The following is a 20,937-nucleotide window of genomic DNA, read 5'->3' on the forward strand; positions in this document are numbered from 1 at the left end:
GGAAGGCCGGTCGAGCGCGACCGGAGAGACGCGGGTCAGACCCGGGCGGCCACGCGGGCCCCGGCTTTGGCCGACGGGACTTCGGCGAGCTGGGCGTCCGCCTCGCGCTGAAGGGCGTCCAGGTCGCCGAGTTCGGCGGGCGGTACGGCGTCCGGCAGCTCGTCCTCCATGAACCGCAGCCGGCGGTCGTACCAGCCCCGTACCGCCCAGCCCAGTTGCAGCAGGCCGCTGACGACCACCAGCAGGGCCAGGCCCCGGCCGGGTCCGGTGCCGATCACCGCGCCGACGGTGGAGGCGAGGGCGCCGCCGGGTTCGAGCAGTGGCTGTACGTAGTGCTCGGCCAGCGGCCCGACCACCAGATAGCCGAGCGGCATCGTCAGCATCATCAGAGTCATGAAGAGGGCGAGGACACGGCCCTGGAGCTCCAGTCCCACCTTCGTCTGGATCAGCGCGATCCAGTGCCCGTCGGCGAGCGACTCGCCGAAGGCCAGCGCGAACATGCCGGCCACGACGAGATACGGACTCGCTCCGATGCCGATGACGAACATCGCGCCACTGGCCACGCCCATGAACACGATCATTCCGCCGGCCCTGCGGGCCGTACCGCCCCACAGCCCCATGACCAGGCTGCCCGTCAGGCCGCCCAGGCCCGCCGAGGCCAGCGCCGCGCCGAGCATCAGCGGAGACTGCTCGATCAGCAGCATCGGCGTGATCACCGCGAAGCCAAGGGTGTAGAAGGCGTGGTCGATGACGAAGAAGCGCAGCGCGGTGCGCAGGCCGGGACGGCGGGTGATGTAGCGCCAGCCGCCGGCGATCTCCTTGCCGAACGGCTCGTCGCGGCGCCGGAAGAGGCTGTTCGGGAAGCGGACCGCCAGCAGTGTGCCGGCGCCCGCGACAAAGCTGAGCACATCGATCAGGACGACGCCACGGATGCCGATCACACCGATCAGTCCGGCGCCCATCATCGGCGCGAAGACCGTTCCGACGCCGACGCCGAGCTGGCTGATCCCGTTCGCGTGACCCAGATATCGCTTCGGCACGAGTTGCGCGACCGCCGCCAGATAGGCGGGTCGCTGGAAGGCACCGGCGACCGAGGTGACGGAGACGGCCAGATAGACCTGCCACATCTCCAGGCCGTCGCCGATGACCAGCAGACCCAGCGCACCCATCGCCAGGGCCGCCACCGAGTCGGAGGCCAGCATGACCCGCCGCCGGTTCCAGCGGTCGGCGATCGCTCCGGCCACCGGCCCGACGAGGATGCCCGGCAGCATGCCGACCGCGTTGACCACGGCGAAGTCCGTGATCGATCCACTGCGTTGATAGACCCAGATGCTCAGCACCAGAGTGCTCAGGCTGCTGCCGATCATCGAGAGGAACTGGCCGAGAGCCACCACCGCGAACCGGGACAGACTCGGCGTGGCGTCGCGGGATGCCCGGTGGCCCTGTTCCGTACGGCCCGACACCGCGCCGTCCCGCAGGCCGCGAGGCTCCGCGTCGGCCGGCCCGTCCATGGCCGGCTCCTCGCGCGACGGACGGGCGTCGGTGTTGCGCCACCGCTCCGCGTGCTCCACCAGGATCCGCGCCAGCGGCTCCGCGTGGGTCTTGACGAAGAAGTGGCCCGCCTTGGGCAGGACCTCCAGCTCGACGTCGTCGGCGAAGTGCTCCCACTCGTGGTGGCGCTCCTGGTAGAGCTCGGTGACCCGGTCGCGGGAGCCCACCACACTGAGCACCGGCGCCCGCAGCCGGTCCGGCTCGGCGCGCCGGTACGCCTCGGTGAAGTACTCCTCGGCGTCCCGGGCGTCGTGCCGCACATTGCGCAGCACGAACTCCTCCTGCTCGGCGCTCTCCAGATCGGTGAAGCCACCGCGCGAGCGCAGATAGGAAAGGTACTCACGGTCGGAGGTGAAGCGGTCGGCCGGAATCAGCCGGTGCAGCCAGTCGAAGAACCGTCCTGGCAGCCGGGCGGTGGGGAAGCTGGCGCCGAGGCCGACTCCTGTCAGGTCCACACCGGCCGCCTCGGCCTGCCGGGCGATCTCCAGGGTCACGGCGGAGCCGAGACAGTGCCCGTAGAGCAGCACGGGCCCGGTCAGCGACCGGAGTTCCGCGACCACCAGCGCGGCCACCTCGCCGGCCGGCAGCAACGCCTCGTCCGGCCGGCTGTGTTCGTGGCCGGGAAGTTCGACGGCGTACAGGCTCCAGTGCGCCGGAAGCCGCGCGGCCAGCGGCTGGTACGAGATCGCGCTGCCGCCGGAGAAGGGCACCGCCACGACGGTGACACCGCCGGCCGCCGGGTCGGCGTCCGCGGGTGTCAGCCGGTGCAGCAACCGCCGTTGTTCCGGGCCCGGTCCTGACTCCCGCGCGTCGAGCAGCGCGGCCAGCGCCCGTACGGTGGGCTGCCGGTACAGCTCCACCAGCGCGAGCGACGGGTCGATCTGCCGGACGATCCGCAGCGCGGTGAAGGAGTCGCCGCCGAGGGAGAAGAAGCTGTCGTCGACACCGATCGGGCCGGTCCCGAGCGCCTCCGCCCAGACGGCGGCGATCCGCTTCTCGGTCGCGGTCCGTGGCGGGACGGCCACCGACGCCGTCCCGCCCTCCGGCGGCGCCGGCAGGGCGCGCCGGTCGAGCTTGCCGTTGGGCGTGAGCGGCAGCCGGGGGAGTACGACCACTCGCGCCGGGACCATATGGACCGGCAGCGAGGCGCCCAGCGCCTCGCGGACCGCGGTCTCGGTGAACTCGGTGCCGGGCCGCGCGACCAGATAGCCGACGAGCTGTGCGGTCCCGGACGGCAGTACGTGTACGGCGGCGGCGCATGCCATGGCGCCGGGCAGCCCGCCGAGAGCGGCCTCGACCTCGCCCAGTTCGATCCGGTAGCCGTTGACCTTGACCTGGTCGTCGAGCCGGCCCAGGAAGTCGACCGTGCCGTCGCGGCGGAACCGGGCGCTGTCTCCGGTCCGGTACATCATGGCGCCGTCGCGCGGCCTGCCCGCGAAGGGATCGGGGACGAACCGCTCGGCCGTCAGCTCGGGCCGGTCGTGGTAACCGGGAGAGACTCCGGCGCCACCGAGATACATCTCGCCGACCACTCCGGCCGGGACGGGCAGCCCGTGCGCGTCCAGCACATACACACGGTTGTTGGGGAAGGGCCGGCCGATGGGCAGTGGCGCGTCCGCCGGGAGCTCACTGACATCACCGTCGAAGTAGACGTTGTCGACCGTGACCTCGGTGACTCCGTACGCGTTCACCACCCGGTTTCCGGCACCGACCAGCCGCTGGGCCTCCTGGTACTCCCGCACCTGCCACTTCTCGCCGCCGCCGATCAACAGGCGTACGAAGTCCAGCCGTTCGCCGGACGCCGCGACATGCGCCAGCAGCGCGCGCAGCACCGCCGGCACCAGCTCGGTGCACCGCACTCGCTCCGTGCGCATCAGCTCGTACAGAGCGGCCGGATCCAGCAGCACCTCGCGCGGGACGACCACCAGCCGGCCGCCGGTGCACAGCGCGCGCAGTGTCTCGCCCACGAACATGTCGAACGAGAAGCTGGCGGCCTGCTGATACGTCCACTCCGGGTCCAGATCGTAGGCGCGCTGCCACATGTGGACCGCGTGCACGAGGTTCTCGTGGGTGACCACGACGCCCTTCGGGCGGCCGGTGGAGCCGGAGGTGTAGATGACATACGCGGGATCGGCCGGTGTCCCGAGAACCACCGGATCGCTGTCGTCCTCGGCGTCGGTCAGCGCCGCGTCACGGTCCAGCGCGACGACCGCCACGCCGTCCGGCGCGGACGGCACGCCGGCCAGGTCGAGCCGCGTGACCATGGCCACCGGCCGGCTGTCCTCCAGCATGTAGCGCAGCCGGTCCTGCGGATAGGCCGGGTCGAGCGGCACATAGGCACCGCCCGCCTTGAGCACGGCCCACATCGCCGCGAACAGCTCGATGCCCCGGTCCAGACAGATCGCCACCCGTGTGCCGGGTCCGACTCCCTTGCCGCGGAGCACACGCGCGAGCCGGTTGGCCCGGCTGTTGAGTTCGCCGTAACTGACGGTCTCGGATCCCGAGGTGAGCGCCGGTGCGTCCGGCCTCCGCGCCGCGCACCGCTCGAACAGCTCCTGCAGGCTGCCCGCGCCGGGCACCTCGGCCGCGCTGTCGTTCCACTCGTACAGAATCCGGTCCCGCTCGGCGGCGGTGAGCATCGGAAGCCCGCTCACCGGCGTGGCCGGCGCCACGGCCGCCGCGCGCAGCAGCGCGAGCAGATGGTCCAGCAGCGCCTCCATCCGCTCCGCGTCGAAGAGTTCGGCGGCGTAGTCGACGGTCAGGACGGGACCGTCCAGCGGGAAGTCCAGGCCGATCGCGAGATCCGTCATGGTCGCGGCCGGCGCCTCCTCACCCGCGTACCGCACGAGGGAACGTCCCGGCGCCGGAGTGTTGTGCACGGTGACGGTGACACCACTGACCCGGTTGCGCGGGCCGGCCGCGGTCCGTCCGATCGCCGCGATGATGTCCGGCAGTGGCAGATCCTGGTGCTCCAGATCGCCGACGACGGATCCCTTCACCCGGCCGAGCAGCTCCGTGAACGTCGGCTCGCCGGAGACGTCGCCGCGCAGCGGCAGGATGTTGAGCGCGGCGCCGACGAGGGACTCCCGCGCGGCGGTGTCGCGTCCCGCGACCGGCGCGAGTACGGTCACGTCGCCGCGCCCGGTGTATCTGCTGAGCAGAGTCTGCACGCCGGCCAGGACCACCATGAAGAGACTGGCGTGATGCTCGCGTGCGCAGGCGCGGAGCTCATCGAGAGCGGCCGGGGCCAGCGCCCTGGACACCCGCCCGGCGGCGAAGGACTGCATGGCGGGACGCGGCCGGTCGGCCGGCAGTTCCAGATCCAGGTCGGCATCGGCGAAGCGGTCGCGCCAGTAGGCGGTGAGCGTGGCGCCGGCGGTACGGGGCGCCTGGTGGCGGACCAGCTCCGCGAGCTGGCGGGACGCGGTCTCCCGCCGTTCGGCCGCGGTCGGCGCCGTTTCCCGTCCGCCGGCCATCGCCTGGTAGAGCCGCGCCAGTTCGTCGCCGAACACTCCGACCGACCAGCCGTCGAAGACCAGGTGGTGCACGGCGAGCAGCAGCTCGTCGTCACCGCCCGTGCGCAGCAGCACCGCGCGCGCCAACGGACCTTCCGCCAGGTCCAGCCGCCCGTGCGTGAACTCCCGGCGCGCCCGGCCGGCCCGTGCCTCCCGGTCCTCGGGCGCCAGCTCCCGCAGATCGACCTCGCTCAGGGAAACGGTCCCGGCGGGATCGACGAGCATGACCGGCTCGCCGCCCTCGTACGGGAAGCGGGACCTGAGAGCGGGATGACGAGCCGTCAGTTCACCGAGGCAGTCGGCCAGCAGAGCGGGCTCCACGGCACCGGCCCACCGGTAGCGGATGCCGAGCGTGTGCGCGGGCAGCTCCGCGGACACCTGCTCGGACATCCAGAAGTCACGCTGGAGCGGGGTGAGGGACAGTGTCACCGGGCCGGTGGCGTCCGGGGCCGCGCTGTCCGGCTCCGCACTCTCCTCCTGCCGCTTCCCGGGCTTCTGACCGGCCACCGCCGCCACCTCGGCGAGCGTCGGCGCCGCGTACAGCCCGCTCAGTGTGAGCTCGGCTCCGTACTCCCGGCGCAGCCTGCTGATCATGCGGATGGCATGCAGCGAGTCGCCGCCGAGGGCGAAGAAGTCGTCGGTGGGACCGATGGCGGTGACGGCGAGCAGATCCCGCCACACCGCGCCGACACGCTCCTCGGCCGAGGAGAGGACCGGCGCTGCGCCGTCCTCCGCGACCGGCGCCACCGGCGCCGTCTCGGCCAGCGCCGCCCGGTCGACCTTTCCCTGGACGGTCAGCGGGAAGGCGTCATGGACGGAGAACACCGCGGGCACGAGATAGTGCGGCAGATCCTCCGCCAGCAGCCGCCGGACCTCGGCGGCGTCGGGTCCGTCCGGCTCGGTCAGCAGATGGCCCACCAGCCGAGGCCCCCCGGCCCGTTCGTCCACCAGGACGACCGCGTCACTGACACCGGGCAGCTTCCGCAGCGCGGTCTCGACCTCCATGGGCTCCACCCGGAAGCCACGGATCTTCACCTGCTGGTCGAGCCGTCCCAGATATTCGAACGCTCCGTCGGAGAGCTGCCGGACCCGGTCGCCCGTACGGTATTCCGGCTCGCCGCCGGGTCCCGTGACAAAACGCTCCTCGGTCAGATCGGGACGTCCCAGATAGCCGGTGGCCAGGCCGGCGCCGCCGACGCGCAGCTCGCCTGGCTCTCCCGCCGCCGCGGTGGCGCCGTCCGCCGCCACGACCCGGCAGACCACACCCGTCAGCGGTGATCCGATCGGCACCGGACCGGCGCCGGACCACTCGGTCAGATCGGCGGCGGTGGCCACCACGGTCGTCTCGGTCGGCCCATAGGTGTTGAGCAGCCGCACGCCGGAGCCCACGCGTGCCCGCCAGCGCGCGACCGCCTCGGCGTGCACCGCCTCGCCGCCGACGATCACCATGCGGACACAGGAGGGCAGCGTGGCCTCGTCCCGGTCGATGGCCGTGACCAGCTCGTGCCAGTACGCCGTCGGCAGGTCGAGCACCGTGACACCGAGCGCCGCGCAGCGGTCCAGGAACAGATCGGGCCGGCTGATCATGTCCTCGTCGCGGATGACGACGGTCGCGCCGGCGGTCAGCGGAGGAAAGATCTCCTCGACGCTCGCGTCGAAGCTCAGCGAGGCGAACTGGAGTACGCGGTCCTCCGGCGTGAAGCCGTACCGCTCCCGCGCGGCCCGGCAGAAGTGCGCCAGCGCGCGCCGCGGGACCACAACACCCTTGGGACGGCCGGTGGAACCGGAGGTGAAGATGACATAGGCCGGATCCTCCGGCGCGTACTCGCCGACGGGCTTCGCCTCGGGCAGCGGGTCCGGCCGGCCCGTCCGCAGTATCTCGGTCCCGGCGGGCAGCGGCGGAGCGTCGGCGTCCGAGGGCACCAGCACCAGCCGGGGCCGTGCCTCCTCGATCATCAGAGCCAGCCGCGCCGGCGGATAGGCCGGGTCGAGCGGCACATGGCCGGCTCCGATCCGCAGCACCGCCAGCATCGCCGTCACCGCCGCCCGGCCGCGCGGCAGACAGAGCCCGACCAGATCGCCGGGGAGTACGCCGGCAGCCGCGAGCGCGTCGGCCAGAGCGGCGCTCTCCTCGGCCAGTTCCGCGTAGGTGGAACGTCCCGTCGCGTCGACCAGGGCCGGCGCGTCAGGGGCGCGGCGGGCCTGTGCCTCGATGGCTTCGAGAACCTCGTACTGTGTTCCGCCTTCTCTCGCCGGTCCGGAAACGGAATCGGCGGGCTGACCTGTCTCCGACAAATCGATGCCCTGCATAGCACTCACTCGTATCTCCTTGACGCACCTCGCAAGCGCGGCCGCACGCAGCGGCCGGAGGCTATGAGGAACTTGATCGACTCAGGAGAACGGGGCAGAAACACGCGGCTTCATCCGCAGTCGATCAAGTGAATGCCGGAAGCAGACTTGGGTGTGGGCCGGTCAGAGCGGCGGTCGGTACGTCCCGGCCTCCGGTGGGCCGACGGCCGCGTGTCACCCGAGGCGCGTCAGATCCGGGCGAAGCCGGTGCCAGATCGGGTGCCGGAGAATTCCCGCCGCGGTCCAGCCGGAGAAGGTGATCTCGGCGACGAGCCGGGGCTCGGCCCAGTGGGCGCCGGGCACCGGGACCGGGTTGACGAACGGCGGGCCGGGGCTGGCGATCACCGCCAAGTACCGTGCCAGGTCGTGCCGTTCGGTGTCGGACAGTCCCGACCCGACGGAGCCGACGTACCGCAGCCCGGCCGGCTCCTCCAGACCGACCAGGACGGCGCCGGGCAGCCCGGCGATCCCGCCGCGGCCCTCCGACCAGCCGCCGATGATCACGTCGAGAGTCGTCACATGCTTTGTCTTGCGCCAGTGGGACGACCGCACGCCCGGTGTGTAGAGGGACGACAGACGTTTCGCCACGACGCCCTCGAATCCGGCCCGCAGCGTGGCGTCCCAGGCCTGCCGCCCGTGTCCCTCCATGTACGCGGGCACGCTCCAGCGCGGTCCCGCCAGGTCCAGCCCGGCGAGGACGGCGCGGCGCTCCCGGTACGGGAGCCCGAGCAGGGACAGGCCGTCCAGGTACATGAGGTCGAACAGCATCAGATGGACGGGACACTCCACGGCGAGCCGCGCGGCGCGGCGCGGGTCCACGATGCCCATCCGCCGCTGGAGAAGCCCGAAATCGGCGTGTCCCCGCGCGTCCAGGACCACGACCTCGCCGTCCAGCACCGCGGACCGGCCGCGAAGCCGCTCGGCGAGCGCGCCCAGCTCGGGATAGGTCACGGTGGCGTCATTGCCCGCGCGGCTGGTCAGCCTGACCGTCCCGTCACCGGTCGTACCGACGACGCAGCGCGCGCCGTCCCACTTGACCTCGAACGCCCACGCGGCCTCCTCGTCCTCGGCGGGCAGCGCGCCCGGCACGGCCAGCATCGGCCGGACGACGGGAAGCGAGGCGGCGGGACGCGCGCCGGACGGGGCCATGCATCCGATCATCGGGCGGCGCGGAGCCGCCCGCAGCCCGGGCCGTGCCGGAAGGCCACGGCGCCGTCGGCTCCCGGACGGTCAGACGGTCCGCGCGGAGACGGATTCGTCGGGCTCGGGAGTGATGGGCAGGCATACCTGGAATCGTGTGTCACCGGGCCGCGAATCCACTCGGATGTCGCCGTGGTGCTTGTTGACCACGATGCGGTACGAGATGTCCAGGCCGAGGCCGGTGCCCTCACCGACCGCTTTGGTGGAGAAGAAAGGCTCGAAGATACGCGGCCTGACCTCCGGCGGGATCCCGGTCCCGGTGTCGCCCACCTCCACGAGCAGCCGCTCGCCGTCCCGCCAGGTACGCAGCGTCAGGGTGCCGGTGCCGCTCATGGCGTCGACGGCGTTGTCGATCAGATTCGTCCACACCTGGTTGAGCTCGGCGCCGTAGGCGGGGATCCTCGGCAGTGTCAGGTCGTACTCCTTGACCACCCGGACAGTCGGCGGGATCTTGGCCCGCAGCATGGTGAGAGTGGCGTCCAGCAGGGCGTGCACATCGACGGTCTGCTGAGGCGCGCGGTCGAGCTGGGAGTACTGCTTGGCCGCGCCGACCAGGTCGGAGACACGGGTCACGGCGTCGTCGATCTCTCCCATCAGGAGTTCCGTGTCGACGGTGTAGGCCAGCCAGCGCACCGCCGAGTCCAGGTGTTCGTCACCGACGGCCTCGGCGACCGTGGAGAGCCATGGCAGCCCGATGCCTCCCGCCACGAGGGCCGGAGCGAGGTCCCAGGCGTTGACCACACCCTGTTCGTCCAGCCAGTCACCGAGCTCGTCCTCCGCGTCGGCGGCGGCCAGGGCCGGCAGCGGGGTCGCGGCGGCGGCCTGCTTGACGGCCGCGTCCTGCAACTCCACCAGGCTGTGCAGCCTGGTGCCGTCCAGCCTGCCGTCAGCGATCAGAGCGAGCTTGTGGCGCATGCCGGCCACTCGGTCGCGCAACGCCTCGGTCGCTCTCACGGCGGCCGCGGCCGGGTTGTTGAGCTCATGGGTGAGGCCGGCCGACAGCGACCCGAGAGCGAGGAGCCGCTCGCGTTCGTTGATCAGTGTGTTGGCCGCGCGCGTTCCGAAGAAGAGGCCCTCCAGCAGATGGAGCGCCATCGGGAACCAGGTGCGTATGGCGACGGCGAACTCGTCGGCCGGCAGCACGAAGAACTCGGCGTCGCTGACGGCTCGCAGCGTGTTCGGATAGACCTGGTCGACCCTGTCGCCCAGATACGCCTGGGTGGCTCCGGCGTAGACACCGCGCTGGTCCGTCCTGTTGACCTCGATGTCATCGCCGTGCAGTCCGCGGCTGAGCGTCACCGCCCCGCTCAGCACCACGAAGAAGCAGGTGGCCGGTTCGCCTTCGCGGTACACGTCGCTTCCGCCGGCGCGCTGCTCCACTCTGCCCCGCTCGGACAGCCAGGTCAGTTGGCTCTCGTCGAGCGACTCGAAGAGGAACAGGGTGCGAAGCTGCTCCGGGGACAGACGGTCCGATTCGGTCACTGCGCCTCCATGTAGCGGTGGACCAGCGTGACGGCCATGGCACCCTCACCGACGGCGGACGCGACGCGTTTGACCGACGCGGCCCGCACGTCGCCCGCCGCGAAGACTCCGGGCACGCTGCATTCCAGGTGGTACGGATCGCGGTGCAGCGGCCAGTCCGCCGGGCGCCGCCCGTCCGCGATCAGATCCGGCCCGGTGACGACAAAGCCTCGCGGGTCGCGCGCGACCGTACCGTCCAGCCAGTCCGTACGGGGCTCGGCGCCGATGAAGACGAACAGCCAGGACGTGTTGACCGTGTCCGTCGCGCCCGACCTGGTGTCCCGGAGAGTCAACTGCTGAAGGTGGCCGTTGCCCTTTCCGTCGACCACCTCGGTCCACGGATGGACCACGATGTGGTCGATGGCGTTGAGCTGGTCGATCAGATAACTGGACATCGACCGCACCAGGTCGCCGCCGCGGATGAGCAGGTGGACGCGCCGGGCGTAGTGGGAGAAGTACACGGCGGCCTGGCCGGCCGAATTCGCGCCGCCGACGATGAAGATCTCCTCGCCCTCGCAGCTCAGTGCCTCCGTGACGGCGGAGCCGTAGAAGACCCCCGCGCCGGTGAAGTCCTCCAGTCCGGGCGCGGTCAGCCGGCGGTAGGAGACACCGGTGGCCAGGACCACCGTATGGGCGGTGATCGAGGCGCCCGCGCCCAGCCGCAGGACTCTCGCCGACCCGGCCGTTTCCAGCGCGACGCACTCTCTGGCGCTGAGGATCTCGGCACCGAACTTCAGCGCCTGCCGACGGGCGCGCTCGGTGAGCTGGGATCCGGAGACACCGTCGGGGAAACCGAGATAGTTCTCGATCCGGCTGCTCTGTCCCGCCTGCCCGCCGGTCGCCTCGCGCTCCACCAGCACTGTACGGAGTCCCTCTGAGGCCCCGTACACGGCGGCGCCGAGCCCGGCGGGACCGCCGCCGACCACCACGAGGTCGTAGAAGTCGGAGGTGGGGACGGTGCTCAGACCGACCCGCGCGGCGAGGTCACCCTCGGCGGGCGCCACCATCGAGGTGCCGTCGGCCAGCACGACCAGCGGCACATCGGTCGCGGCGGCCCCGGCGGCGGTCAGCAGCCGGGCTCCCTCCGGCTCGTCGGACAGGAGCCACCGGTAGGGAACCAGATTGCGGGTGAGGAAGTCGCGCACGGCGAACGACGGAGCGGACCAGCGGTGTCCGACCACCCTGGTCTCCGTCGCCGTCGGATCGGGAGTCGCGAGCCAGGCGTCCAGAAGCGTGTCGATCACCGGGTAGAGATGCTGCTCCGGCGGGTTCCACGGTTTGAGGAGATAGTGGTCGAGGTCGACCACATTGATCGCGTCGATCGCCGCGTCCGTGTCCGCGTACGCGGTCAGCAGCACCCGCCGGGCGAGCGGGAAGAGGTCCATCGCGGCCTCAAGGAACTCGATGCCGTTCATCTCCGGCATCCGGTAGTCGGCGAGCATGACCGCGAGTTGTTCACCGCGCAGTTTGATCTCGCGCAGCGCGTCCAGGGCCTCGTCGCCGGAGACCGCGCGGACCACCCGGTACCGGTCGCCGTACCGGCGCCGGATGTCGCGGGCCACCGCGCGGGAAACCGCCGGGTCGTCGTCAACGGTCAAGATTGTCGGGTTCGCCATGCCACCGTCATCCGTGGTGCTGCTGATTCTCATCGACTTGCCGCCCTCTCCGGTCCAGGGCGTCAGCGATCTGTCCGTGCAGAGCTTCTCGCATCACAGTTTACGGCGGTCCCGCTCGCGCGCGCGGTGATCCCCTGGACGCGCCGGACCGGAAGCGGCGGGCGCGAGTGGTGTCCCGGACCGTGAAAGGGCCGGGACCGGCGTGGTCCGCCGGACGCCGAGTGACGCCGGACGGCGGACCGGCCGGAGCGCGTCGCCGGAGAGCGCCGGTCCGGTGCGGTGACGCTCCGTCAGTTCACTTCCGTTCGTCGGCCGCTTGGGCCGCGGCGACGGCCGCGGCGATGGCGGTCTCGGCGGTCGCCTTGTCGATGCCGAGGCCGGCGAGGACGCCCGTACCGTCTTCGAGTTCCAGGAGGGCGAGCAGGATGTGCTCCGTCCCGATGTGGTTGTGGCCCATCCGCAGGGCCTCCCGGAAGGTGAGCTCCAGCGCCTTTCGCGCCCGTGCGTCGTACGGGATGAGGTCCGGCACCTGGCCGGCCGCCGGCGGCAGCGCCGCGGTCACGGCCCGCCGGACGGTTTCCAGCGGCACACCCTGCGCGACGATCGCTTCCGCCGCCGGCGCCTCCGGCTCACTCAGCAGACCCAGCGCCAGGTGCTCGGGACGGATCTCGGCGTTGGCCGCCGCGCGGGCCTCGTTCTGCGCCGCCATCACGACGTTCCGCGCCCGCTCGGTGAACCGGCTGAATCCCTGGCTGGGATCCAGATCCGGCTGCTCGCCGGAGTCCTTTGTGACAAAACGCTTCTGCGCCGCCTGCCTGGTGACACCCATGCTCCTGCCGATGTCGGTCCAGGACGCGCCCGAGCGCCGGGCCTGGTCCACGAAGTGACCGATCAGATGGTCGGCCAGGTCGCCGAGGTGATCCGCGGCGATGACCGCGCCGGAGAGCTGGTCGAGAGCTTCGGAGTGGACTTTCTTGATGGCGTCGATCAGGTCGTCGAGCCGGACAGGACTGGTCATGCGGACTGGATTCGTCATGTGTCAACCGTAAGTTGACACCTCCGTGCCGTCAACCCGAAGTTGACACCTGAAGGTGCTCTTGATGACCGGCGGCGGGTCCAGCGGGATACGGTGTCGTTGTGGTGACCATGGGGGACGACAGGGACGCGGGGACCGCGCTGCTGCTCGCTGCCGCGCCGGCCGGCAAAGGCTGCCTCATCGACGCGGCATCCGTACTGGCCGCGCTCGCGGTGGTCTCGCCGAGCACCCTGACAGGAACGGCCGCGGCGACCGTCATCGAACTCGCCGACCCACTCGACCCGCAGACCGTCCTCACGCGTATCCGCGCCGCGGCCGCCACGCCGGGCCCGCTGTCCCTCTACATCGCGGGGCAGCTCCACCTGGATCACAAACAGCGTCTCGTCCATCTCGCGCTGGCCCGCACCACACCGGCGACCGTGCGCTACACCGGCCTGCCCTGGCACTGGCTGGCCGGCGAGCTCAAGCTGCGCCGGCCCGGCACCACGACGGTGGTGGTGGATCTCGTGGCCGACACGGAGGCGTGGCAGCGGCTGCGCTCCGAGGGCATCGCGCTCGGCCACGGCACGCGTCTGTACGGGCGCGTCACGCCGCCTCCGCCGCGCCGCACGGTCACCTCTCCCGCCTACCTGGCCGCGTGCGCGTCGATATGGCGCAGCGGCGCCAGGCCGCCGCTGGCCCAGCTTCACGAGCAAGCCGCCGCACGCGCCGGAGCGGACGACGCGCTGCTCCTGGCGGTCGACCTGCCGCCGGTCCAGGCGACGACACACGCCGGGACGGAGCCGGTGAGCCACGAGCGGACGCCGGCGCCACCGGGATGGTCACCGGCCGTCCCGCAGACGGCGGCGAGGCCCGACGAGGACCCGCATCCGGCGATCCTGGCCGCCGCTCGCGCCGGTCGGCACGCCGAGGCGGCGACGCTCGCGGGCCTGTGGGAGAGCGCGGCACACCGGATGTACGGTCCCGGCTCGGCGCAGGCGATCCACTGGCTGGAGGTACGGGCCGACCTCGCCCGCCTCGCCCAGGACGCGGCCCGTAGCTGCGAGTTGTGGATGGCGGCGGCCGAGGCGCGCCTGGCGGGCGGTCAGGCCCCCGACGACGGAGACGTCGAAGCCGCGGTCGACCGCGCACACCACCAGTGGGAACAGCTCCACGATCCGGCGCGGGCTCACTCGCTGGCCCCGGCGCTCATCGCGCTGCGCGGCCATGTGCCGGGCCGCAGACACGGAGCGCGGCAGGCGATCGAGCGGCGGATCGAGACCCTGCGTCCACATCCGGAGGCACTGGGCCACGGCTCGCACGGCCTTCTCTGAGGAACCGCCACCGCGCCCGCGCCTGAGGTCGTACGGTCTCGCGCCGGCCAGGCCCTGTCCGGTCCGGGTTTCCGTGCCGGGATGCGGGGCACGGTCAACCGGCGGATCCTGAACGACGACGGAAGACGGAAGGAGATGGCGCCATGCGCATCGGTATCGCCATCCCGAACACCACTCCGGGCACCAACGGCCCACTCGTGCTGGACTGGGCGAGGCGGGCGGAGGAGCGCGGCTTCGCCTTTGTCTCCACGATCGGCCGCGTCCCTTATCCGTCGTACGACTCGCTGACCGCGCTGGCCGCGGTGGGCGCGGCCACCTCCCGCATCGGACTGCTGACCAACGCGGTGCTGGGCCCCACCTATCCGGACGCCGTGCTCGCGAAGATCACCGCCACGGTCGCACAACTCAGCGGCGACCGGCTGACTCTGGGCCTGGGAGTGGGCGCGCGCGAGTCCGACTACCGCGCGTCGGAACGCGACTTCGCGGGACGCGGCGCCGTCTTCGACCGCCAGCTCGCGTACTTGCGTCGCGCCTGGCAGGGCGAGGCCGTCGAGGAAGGTGACTTCCCGGGCGAGCGGCGCGCCGTGGCACCGACCGGAAAGCCGGTGCCCGTGCTGATCGGAGGCCATGGCACACGCGCTGTGCGCCGCACCGCCCGCTGGGGCGCGGGCTGGACCGGCGCGGGCGGCGGACCTCGGCGGGCGGAGCCGATGGTGGGCGAGGTCCTGGACGCCTGGCGCCGGGCCGGCCGGGACGGCGAGCCACGGCTGCTCGGCCTCGCCTACTTCTGCGCCGACGCGAAGTTCACGGACGAGTCCGACAGCTACGTCCGCCAGTACTACGCCTACGCGGGCGACCACGCCGACACCATCGCCGAAGGTGTCGTCCGCACACCGGAGCGCATCCGCGGCATCGTCGAGGAGTTCGCCGCGATCGGAATGAACGAGCTGACGTTCACACCTACCGTGGCCCGTCTGGACGAGGTCGACAGGCTGGCCGACCTCGTGCTGTGACCGTTGGTCCCTGCCGGTCTTCTGAGGTGATGGTTCGTTGGGCTGTCCATGGGCCGGGACGCGTGGCGTCTGGTTGTTCCCGGCGGGCCGGCGCGATCGCTCAGCGCGTCGCGCGCCCACCGGCCGGATCGGCGGCGGTGAGGCCCGGCTCCGCTGCCCGGCGTCCGGGAGGTACGGCGGCCAGTGGCGTCGACGGGAGCTCCCACTCCAGTGGGTGTTGCCCGGAGCCGCCCGTCACCCGCTGTGTCAGGGAGTCGGAAAGGTCGATCCGGTAATGATCCGGGCGCCCGGCCCGCACCCACCGGGCGTGGACATCCTCCAGTTCGCGCCAGATGTCGCGGGGGCCGGTTCGTTCCACTCTCCACGAACCGTCCTCGGGACGGGCGGTGACGCTTGAGCCGTCGGCCGGTGCGTACAGTGCCACCTGGTCGGCGCCCGTGTCGTGGACCACGCCGGGCAGCAGATGTCCCACAGCGAGCCAGAACCCGGTTTCCGCGCGGGTGGGCAGGACCGATGTGCTGGTACGGACTGTCACCGGGCCGTCGGAGCACCGCGTGGGCGGGACGACCAGCTCCAGCCCACGGCCCGGCCGGTGACCGGAGGCGACCGGCCGGAGCACCGCTGTCAGGCTCTGTCCGGTGCGGTGCACGGTGGCCCGGGCCGGCCGGCCCGCGAAGCCGGTGGTGACCGGCGCCAACAGCGTTCCTCCGTCGGCGAGTTGCTCCAGCAGGGCCACGGGCAGACTACGGACCGCGAACGACAGCAGGATCTTGTCGAACCGCTCGCCGGGACAGCCAGACAGTCCGTCACCGCGCACCACCCGGGGCCGGTGTCCCAGCAGCGCCAGCCGGGTGCGAGCGGCCTCCGCCAGATAAGGATCGGTCTCGATGCTGGTGATCGCGGTGTCCCCGAGGATTTCGCACAGCGCCGCCGCGACCAGACCCGGGCCGGTGCCCAGCTCCAGCACCTGGTCCCCGGCAACCACGTTCAGAGCCTGCAGTCCTTCGACGACTGTGTCCATGCCGGTGGACATCGCGGTGAAACCACCGCCGGTCACGATCCGGCCGCGCTCGGGACCGTCGAGCGGTTCTCCGCCGTGTTGTACCGGCACCGAGTCACCGTCGTAGATCCATTCCAGCCACTCCGCCTGGTCACGTGGGTCGGCGCCGTCCAGGAACTGCCATGCGGGCGGCTGGCCGGCGGCGGTGGGCCGGCGGATGTAGCAGCGCGGAAGCAGTGTCTCCCGCCGGACCGCCAGCAGCGCGTGGCGCAGCCGGACGTCGGTCAACAGGCCCTTGGCCGCCAGGCGTTCGACCATCTTGGCGCGGGCCTGGGTCGCGCGCTCCCGCACGGTCAGCTCCGGCGGCACGGTGACCGGCACACCGCGTTCGAGGTGAATGACCCCGCCCGAGGCGAGGGCGTCGAGGCCCGCCGTGACCCGGGCGGCCAGCCGGACGGGCAGTCGCCGCGCGGCCTCGTCACGGTCCATCCAGTACGCGGCGCGGATCTCTCCGTCGGCGAACACCAAGCTGTTGGCCTGCTCGGGCGTGAGCGGCGACACGGTGAAGACCATGCAGGTCAGAGCGCGACCATAACCACGCGCCGACGCCGGTGAGGTGTCCACCGCCAGCAGCCGGCCGACCGGGACGCTCAGTCCCAACTCCTCCACGAGCTCGCGGGCGGCGGCCCGCGCGGGAGATTCACCGGCCTCCACCATCCCGCCGGGCAGTTCCAAGTGCTCCTTGTAACCGGGATCGAGTACGAGTACGCGCCCGGCCGTGTCGGTGACCAGCGCGGTGGCGGCCATCATCGGCGCCGGCAGCAGCGCGTAGTGGTCGCGCTCGCGGACCGGCGGCCGGCGGCCGTCGCGCAGCACCGCGGTGTGCGAGCCGCTCCCGGCGCGCAGCGCGGCGACCAGACGTCGGCCGAGCTGTTCCGGCAGCAGCTCCAGTGCTTCCTCCTCGGCGAAGAAACCGGCGGCGCGGATCTCGCTGTCCTGCAGTGTCAGATCCGCCGCGTCGCACTCTCCCTGGACATGGCCGGCGTAGAGGAAAGCCAGCACGGTGCGTCCGTAGACACCGGCTGGTACGGCGTCGACGGCCAGCAGCCGGCCGACCTCGATGGTCAGACCGAGCTCCTCGTGGATCTCGCGGACGAGCGCGACCGCCGGTTCCTCGTCCTCCAGCATGCCGCCGGGCAGGTCCCAGCCCGCCTTGTAGGTCGGGTCGACCAGCAGGATCCGGCCCTGGTCGTCGCGGATCAGAGCGTCGGCGCAGGCGGCGGGAGCGGCATGCCCGGCGAGATACCGCGCGAGTTCCGGATCGGCGCCGGAGACACGGTCGGTGGAGGGAGATACGGTCACGGGAAACCTCCGAGCGCTTGGGCCGTCAGCCGAGTCAACTCCGGCCATGGGCAGGACGTTACGGGCGGTCCCGGACACCGTGCGAGGTGCTTCGGGCCGGTCCAGAGCATCGGCCCGTGACTCCCGGTGCCCGGCACGAAGACACCACGGCTCCTTCCGGGCCACGGGCGTAACCGGCAACGGCGCGACAGGGGGACGCCGTCCCGGCCGCGGATCCGACGGCCACCACCGTGCCGGGCGCGTCCGTCACCTGCGTGGCCGGCTCTCCGGTGGTACCGGCCTTCCCGTTTCAGGACCAACGGATCCCGGCCCCCGCTACGCTGCCTGTCGTACATCGCAGCCCCGGGGAGCGGCACGTGGATCCCGCAGTCATCGGCAGCCGGCTCGCTTCGAGCGCCGTCGCCCCGCTGATCAGGAAACTGTTCGTGTCCGAGGCCAGCGGAGCGGGCCTCGTCGACAAACCGGTACGCATTTCCGGGCTTGTCTCCTTCAGAGGTGAAAAGCGCACGCTCACGGAGAAAGACATCCGCAAGCTCTCGACCGAGCTGGTCAGCAGGGCCATCGAGACCGCCGGGCCCCATGAACGTCCCATCCCCGCCGAGGAGGACCAGGCGGTCGCGGACGCGGTGGCCCGCACACTGCTCGCCCTCGGCGAACTCGACATGGACGACGTCCAGGCCGTGAGCCTCGGCCATCGCGCGCTGGTCCGCCGTCTTCTCGACCTCGCACTCGACCAAGGGCTGACACTGACCCTGGGATGGGACGCCACCGAGCTCTACCGGAGTCTGCTGGAAACCACTTGCCTGCATGTCCTGCACTTCTTCACCCAGCGCTCCGACTTCGTCGCCCGCACTCTGGTCGAACAGAGCCGCCAGCTTTCGGATCTGATCACCAGGATCGACCTTCTGGTCACACGCAATCCGGCCGCCTCCACACTCGACGCCCGCTTCGAACAGCGGTACGCCGACTACATCTCGCAGAAGTACGGCACCCTGACGATCGTCGGCCTGGACCTCAGCCACGCGGAGGCCACCTGGCCGCTCGACGCCGCCTATCTGAGCCTGGAGACGGTCGCGTCCGAGGAATGCGCTTCCTCTCTCACCGACCCTCAGCCGCTCGGCCCCGTCCCCGCCGACCAGGCGCTGGCCGGCCAGGCCAAGGTGCTGCTGCGCGGTGTCGCCGGCTCCGGCAAGACGACGCTCGTACAGTGGCTCGCCGTCTGCGCCGCCAGACAACGGCTGCCGGAAGGGATGGAACATCTGCGCGGTGTCATTCCCTTCGTCCTGCCGCTGCGCACGATCGCCAGACAGCCGGCGCTCCCTCTGCCCGACGGCTTCCTGGCCGCCGTGCAGAATCCGCTGCACAGCGCCCAACCGCAGGGCTGGGCCGACCGGTTGCTCTCGGCTCGCCGGGGGCTGCTGCTCATCGACGGCATCGACGAGATCCCGGAACGCGACCGGGAGCGGGTCCGCGCCTGGCTCGCCGATCTCATCGTCGCCTATCCCGGCAACCTCTGGCTCGTCACCTCACGCCCGTCCGCCGTCGCCGACTCCTGGCTGGCGGACCAGGGCTTCACCGAACTCCTCCTGTCCTCGATGAGCCGTGAGGACATCGCCGCCTTCGTCGGCCGCTGGCACGAGGCCGCCCGCACCACCTGCCGTACGGAGGAGGAACGCGCGGACCTCGACGGTTATCAGGGCGCGCTGCACGACGCCATCCGCGGCAAACAGGACCTCGCCCGGCTCGCCACCAACCCGCTGATGTGCGGCCTGATCTGCGCCCTGCACCGGGCACGCCGCGGCTATCTGCCGCCCGATCGCAAGGAGCTGTACGACGCGGCACTCTCCATGCTGCTTTCCCGCCGCGACATGGAGCGCCATGTCTACGCGCCCGGAGACGTCCAGCTCGCCGAACGGCCGCAGATCCAATTGCTCCAGCGACTCGCGTACTGGCTGATCCGCAACGGCCAGACAGAACTGGACCGGGACCGTGCGGAGCACATCATCGCCGAGGCGCTGCCCGCCGTGCCCGACGCGCAACGGCAGGGAGACGCCGGACAGATCCTGCGTCATCTCCTGCTGCGGAGCGGCATCCTGCGCGAACCGGCGGCGGGCGCCGTCGACTTCGTACACCGCACCTTCCAGGACTACCTGGGTGCGAAGGCCGCGGTGGAGGCATGGGACATCGGCCTGCTGGTCAAGAACGCGGACGACAGCCAGTGGGAGGATGTCATCCGGATGGCTGTGGCGCATTCGAGTCCGCGTGAGTGCGCCGAGCTGCTGACCCGGCTCCTCGCCCGTGGCGCCGAGGAACCGGACGTACAAGCACGACTGCATCTGCTCGCGACGGCCTGCCTGGAGCATGTACCGGACCTGGATCCGGCGATCCGCGACCAGGTGAAGCGGCACGCGGACAAACTGATCCCGCCGGCCTCGGCGGCCCAGGCCGGTGCGCTGTCCGCCGTGGGACCTCTGCTCCTGGAGCTGCTGCCGCCGCCCGACGGACTGACCTCCACCCAGGCCAACCTGTGTGTGATGGCGGCCTCCCACATCGCCAGTGACGCGGCCATCGGCTACTTACGGCGGTTCGTCCCGGCCAACCCCACCACACGCCGCGCCCTGATGAACGCCTGGGCCCGCTACGACACCGAACGCTACTTCACCGATGTGATCTCCCAACTGCCGCGCGAGGAGACCTTCATCGCGAATACGGAGGAGCAACTCCGCCGGCTCCACCACGCCGGAGGACGTGCGCAGATGCGGGTGAACGGCAACCACTCCGGCCGGCTCCTCGAAGAACTCCTCAACCCGGCCGAACTGACGCTGCTGTCGTTGCGCGACAACAACGCCCTCACCGATTTCGGATTCCTCCGCGGCTTCGGTCAGCTTCGTGATCTCTCCTTCTCCAGATGCCGCCGGATCTCGGATCTCTCGGCGCTCTCGGACCTCGCGCTGCACACGCTCTTCCTCGCGAGGGAGCGTGGCAGATCCCTGCCAGTCGGTCTTGGTTCGCTGACCACGCTGAAGCATCTGAGGCTCTATCTCGGCTCCGACCCGAGGATCTTCGATGTGCGACTGCCATCCCTTACCCGGCTCACGCTCACCGCGGACGAGAGCGGATTCGATCTGAACCAGGTGGTCCAGGCGTTTCCCGGCCTTGAGGCGGTACGGATCGAAACGGCGCGTACGGCGGGAGAGCCGCTCGATCTGGCACCGCTCGGCGAGCTCGCACACCTCTCTCATGTGCAGGTCTACGGTCCGGACACCCGTGGCGCGGACCGGTTGGAGGGACGTTCGGTGCGACTTCACGGCATCCCTCGTCCCCGCACGCGGATCTCCTGAGGCCGGGCGCGGGGCCCGCTCCTCCTCGCATCGAAACAAACTAGTTTGTTTGACATGTGTGGGCTTCGAGGCTATGTTCGCCGATGAGTAAACGAACTAGTTTGTTTTGAAGCGGGGCCC

The 20,937-nt window shown here is 71.2% G+C and carries 9 protein-coding genes; 3 read left to right on the top strand and 6 right to left on the bottom strand.

The window, feature by feature from the left end; translation table 11 throughout:
- Positions 1-35: 35 nt before the first annotated feature.
- The 5 genes from PV679_RS31990 to PV679_RS32010 form a co-directional block, all read right to left on the bottom strand.
- A complete protein-coding gene (locus tag PV679_RS31990) occupies positions 36-7,376 on the bottom strand; it encodes a non-ribosomal peptide synthetase (protein WP_319684285.1) in 7,341 nt (2,446 codons plus the stop codon).
- Positions 7,377-7,589: 213 nt separating this feature from the next.
- Positions 7,590-8,564, bottom strand: a complete 975-nt coding sequence (gene ligD, locus PV679_RS31995) for a non-homologous end-joining DNA ligase (RefSeq protein WP_319684266.1) — start codon at positions 8,562-8,564, stop codon at positions 7,590-7,592.
- 81 nt (positions 8,565-8,645) lie between these two features.
- Positions 8,646-10,097: an ATP-binding protein gene (locus PV679_RS32000; protein WP_319684268.1), complete on the bottom strand. Its 1,452-nt coding sequence runs from the start codon at positions 10,095-10,097 to the stop codon at positions 8,646-8,648.
- Positions 10,094-11,752 carry an FAD-dependent oxidoreductase gene (locus tag PV679_RS32005; protein WP_319684270.1) on the bottom strand — a complete coding sequence of 553 codons (1,659 nt, stop codon included), beginning with the start codon at positions 11,750-11,752 and terminating at the stop codon, positions 10,094-10,096. Before PV679_RS32005 ends, PV679_RS32000 begins: the two co-directional genes overlap by 4 nt.
- Before the next feature lie 295 nt (positions 11,753-12,047).
- On the bottom strand, positions 12,048-12,788 hold the full coding sequence (locus PV679_RS32010; RefSeq protein ID WP_319684271.1) for a Clp protease N-terminal domain-containing protein: 741 nt from the start codon (positions 12,786-12,788) through the stop codon (positions 12,048-12,050).
- A 110-nt stretch (positions 12,789-12,898) separates the two neighbouring features.
- Here PV679_RS32010 and PV679_RS32015 point away from each other — a divergent pair, with 110 nt between their 5' ends.
- Together PV679_RS32015 and PV679_RS32020 are read left to right on the top strand one after the other, a co-directional pair.
- Positions 12,899-14,101, top strand: coding sequence for a hypothetical protein (locus PV679_RS32015; RefSeq protein WP_319684287.1), 1,203 nt, complete (start codon positions 12,899-12,901; stop codon positions 14,099-14,101).
- A gap of 143 nt (positions 14,102-14,244) precedes the next feature.
- A complete protein-coding gene (locus tag PV679_RS32020; RefSeq protein WP_319684272.1) occupies positions 14,245-15,114 on the top strand; it encodes an LLM class flavin-dependent oxidoreductase in 870 nt (289 codons plus the stop codon).
- A 100-nt stretch (positions 15,115-15,214) separates the two neighbouring features.
- Here the strand turns inward: PV679_RS32020 and PV679_RS32025 are convergent, their stop codons facing one another.
- Positions 15,215-17,476, bottom strand: coding sequence for an NUDIX domain-containing protein (locus PV679_RS32025; protein ID WP_319684273.1), 2,262 nt, complete (start codon positions 17,474-17,476; stop codon positions 15,215-15,217).
- 356 nt (positions 17,477-17,832) lie between these two features.
- Here PV679_RS32025 and PV679_RS32030 point away from each other — a divergent pair, with 356 nt between their 5' ends.
- Positions 17,833-20,817: an NACHT domain-containing protein gene (locus PV679_RS32030; protein WP_319684275.1), complete on the top strand. Its 2,985-nt coding sequence runs from the start codon at positions 17,833-17,835 to the stop codon at positions 20,815-20,817.
- The last annotated feature ends 120 nt before the right edge of the window (positions 20,818-20,937 follow it).

The sequence above is a fragment of the Streptomyces sp. AK02-01A genome (assembly GCF_033795305.1).
GTDB lineage: Bacteria > Actinomycetota > Actinomycetes > Streptomycetales > Streptomycetaceae > Streptomyces.

What these genes read in the sequence shown, in the direction of transcription:
- PV679_RS31990 (WP_319684285.1), bottom strand. Translation starts at nt 7,376, where the DNA reads ATGCAGGGCATCGATTTGTCGGAGACAGGTCAGCCCGCCGATTCCGTT.
- ligD (WP_319684266.1), bottom strand. Translation starts at nt 8,564, where the DNA reads ATGGCCCCGTCCGGCGCGCGTCCCGCCGCCTCGCTTCCCGTCGTCCGG.
- PV679_RS32010 (WP_319684271.1), bottom strand. Translation starts at nt 12,788, where the DNA reads ATGACGAATCCAGTCCGCATGACCAGTCCTGTCCGGCTCGACGACCTG.
- PV679_RS32020 (WP_319684272.1), top strand. Translation starts at nt 14,245, where the DNA reads ATGCGCATCGGTATCGCCATCCCGAACACCACTCCGGGCACCAACGGC.
- PV679_RS32015 (WP_319684287.1), top strand. Translation starts at nt 12,899, where the DNA reads ATGGGGGACGACAGGGACGCGGGGACCGCGCTGCTGCTCGCTGCCGCG.
- PV679_RS32005 (WP_319684270.1), bottom strand. Translation starts at nt 11,752, where the DNA reads ATGGCGAACCCGACAATCTTGACCGTTGACGACGACCCGGCGGTTTCC.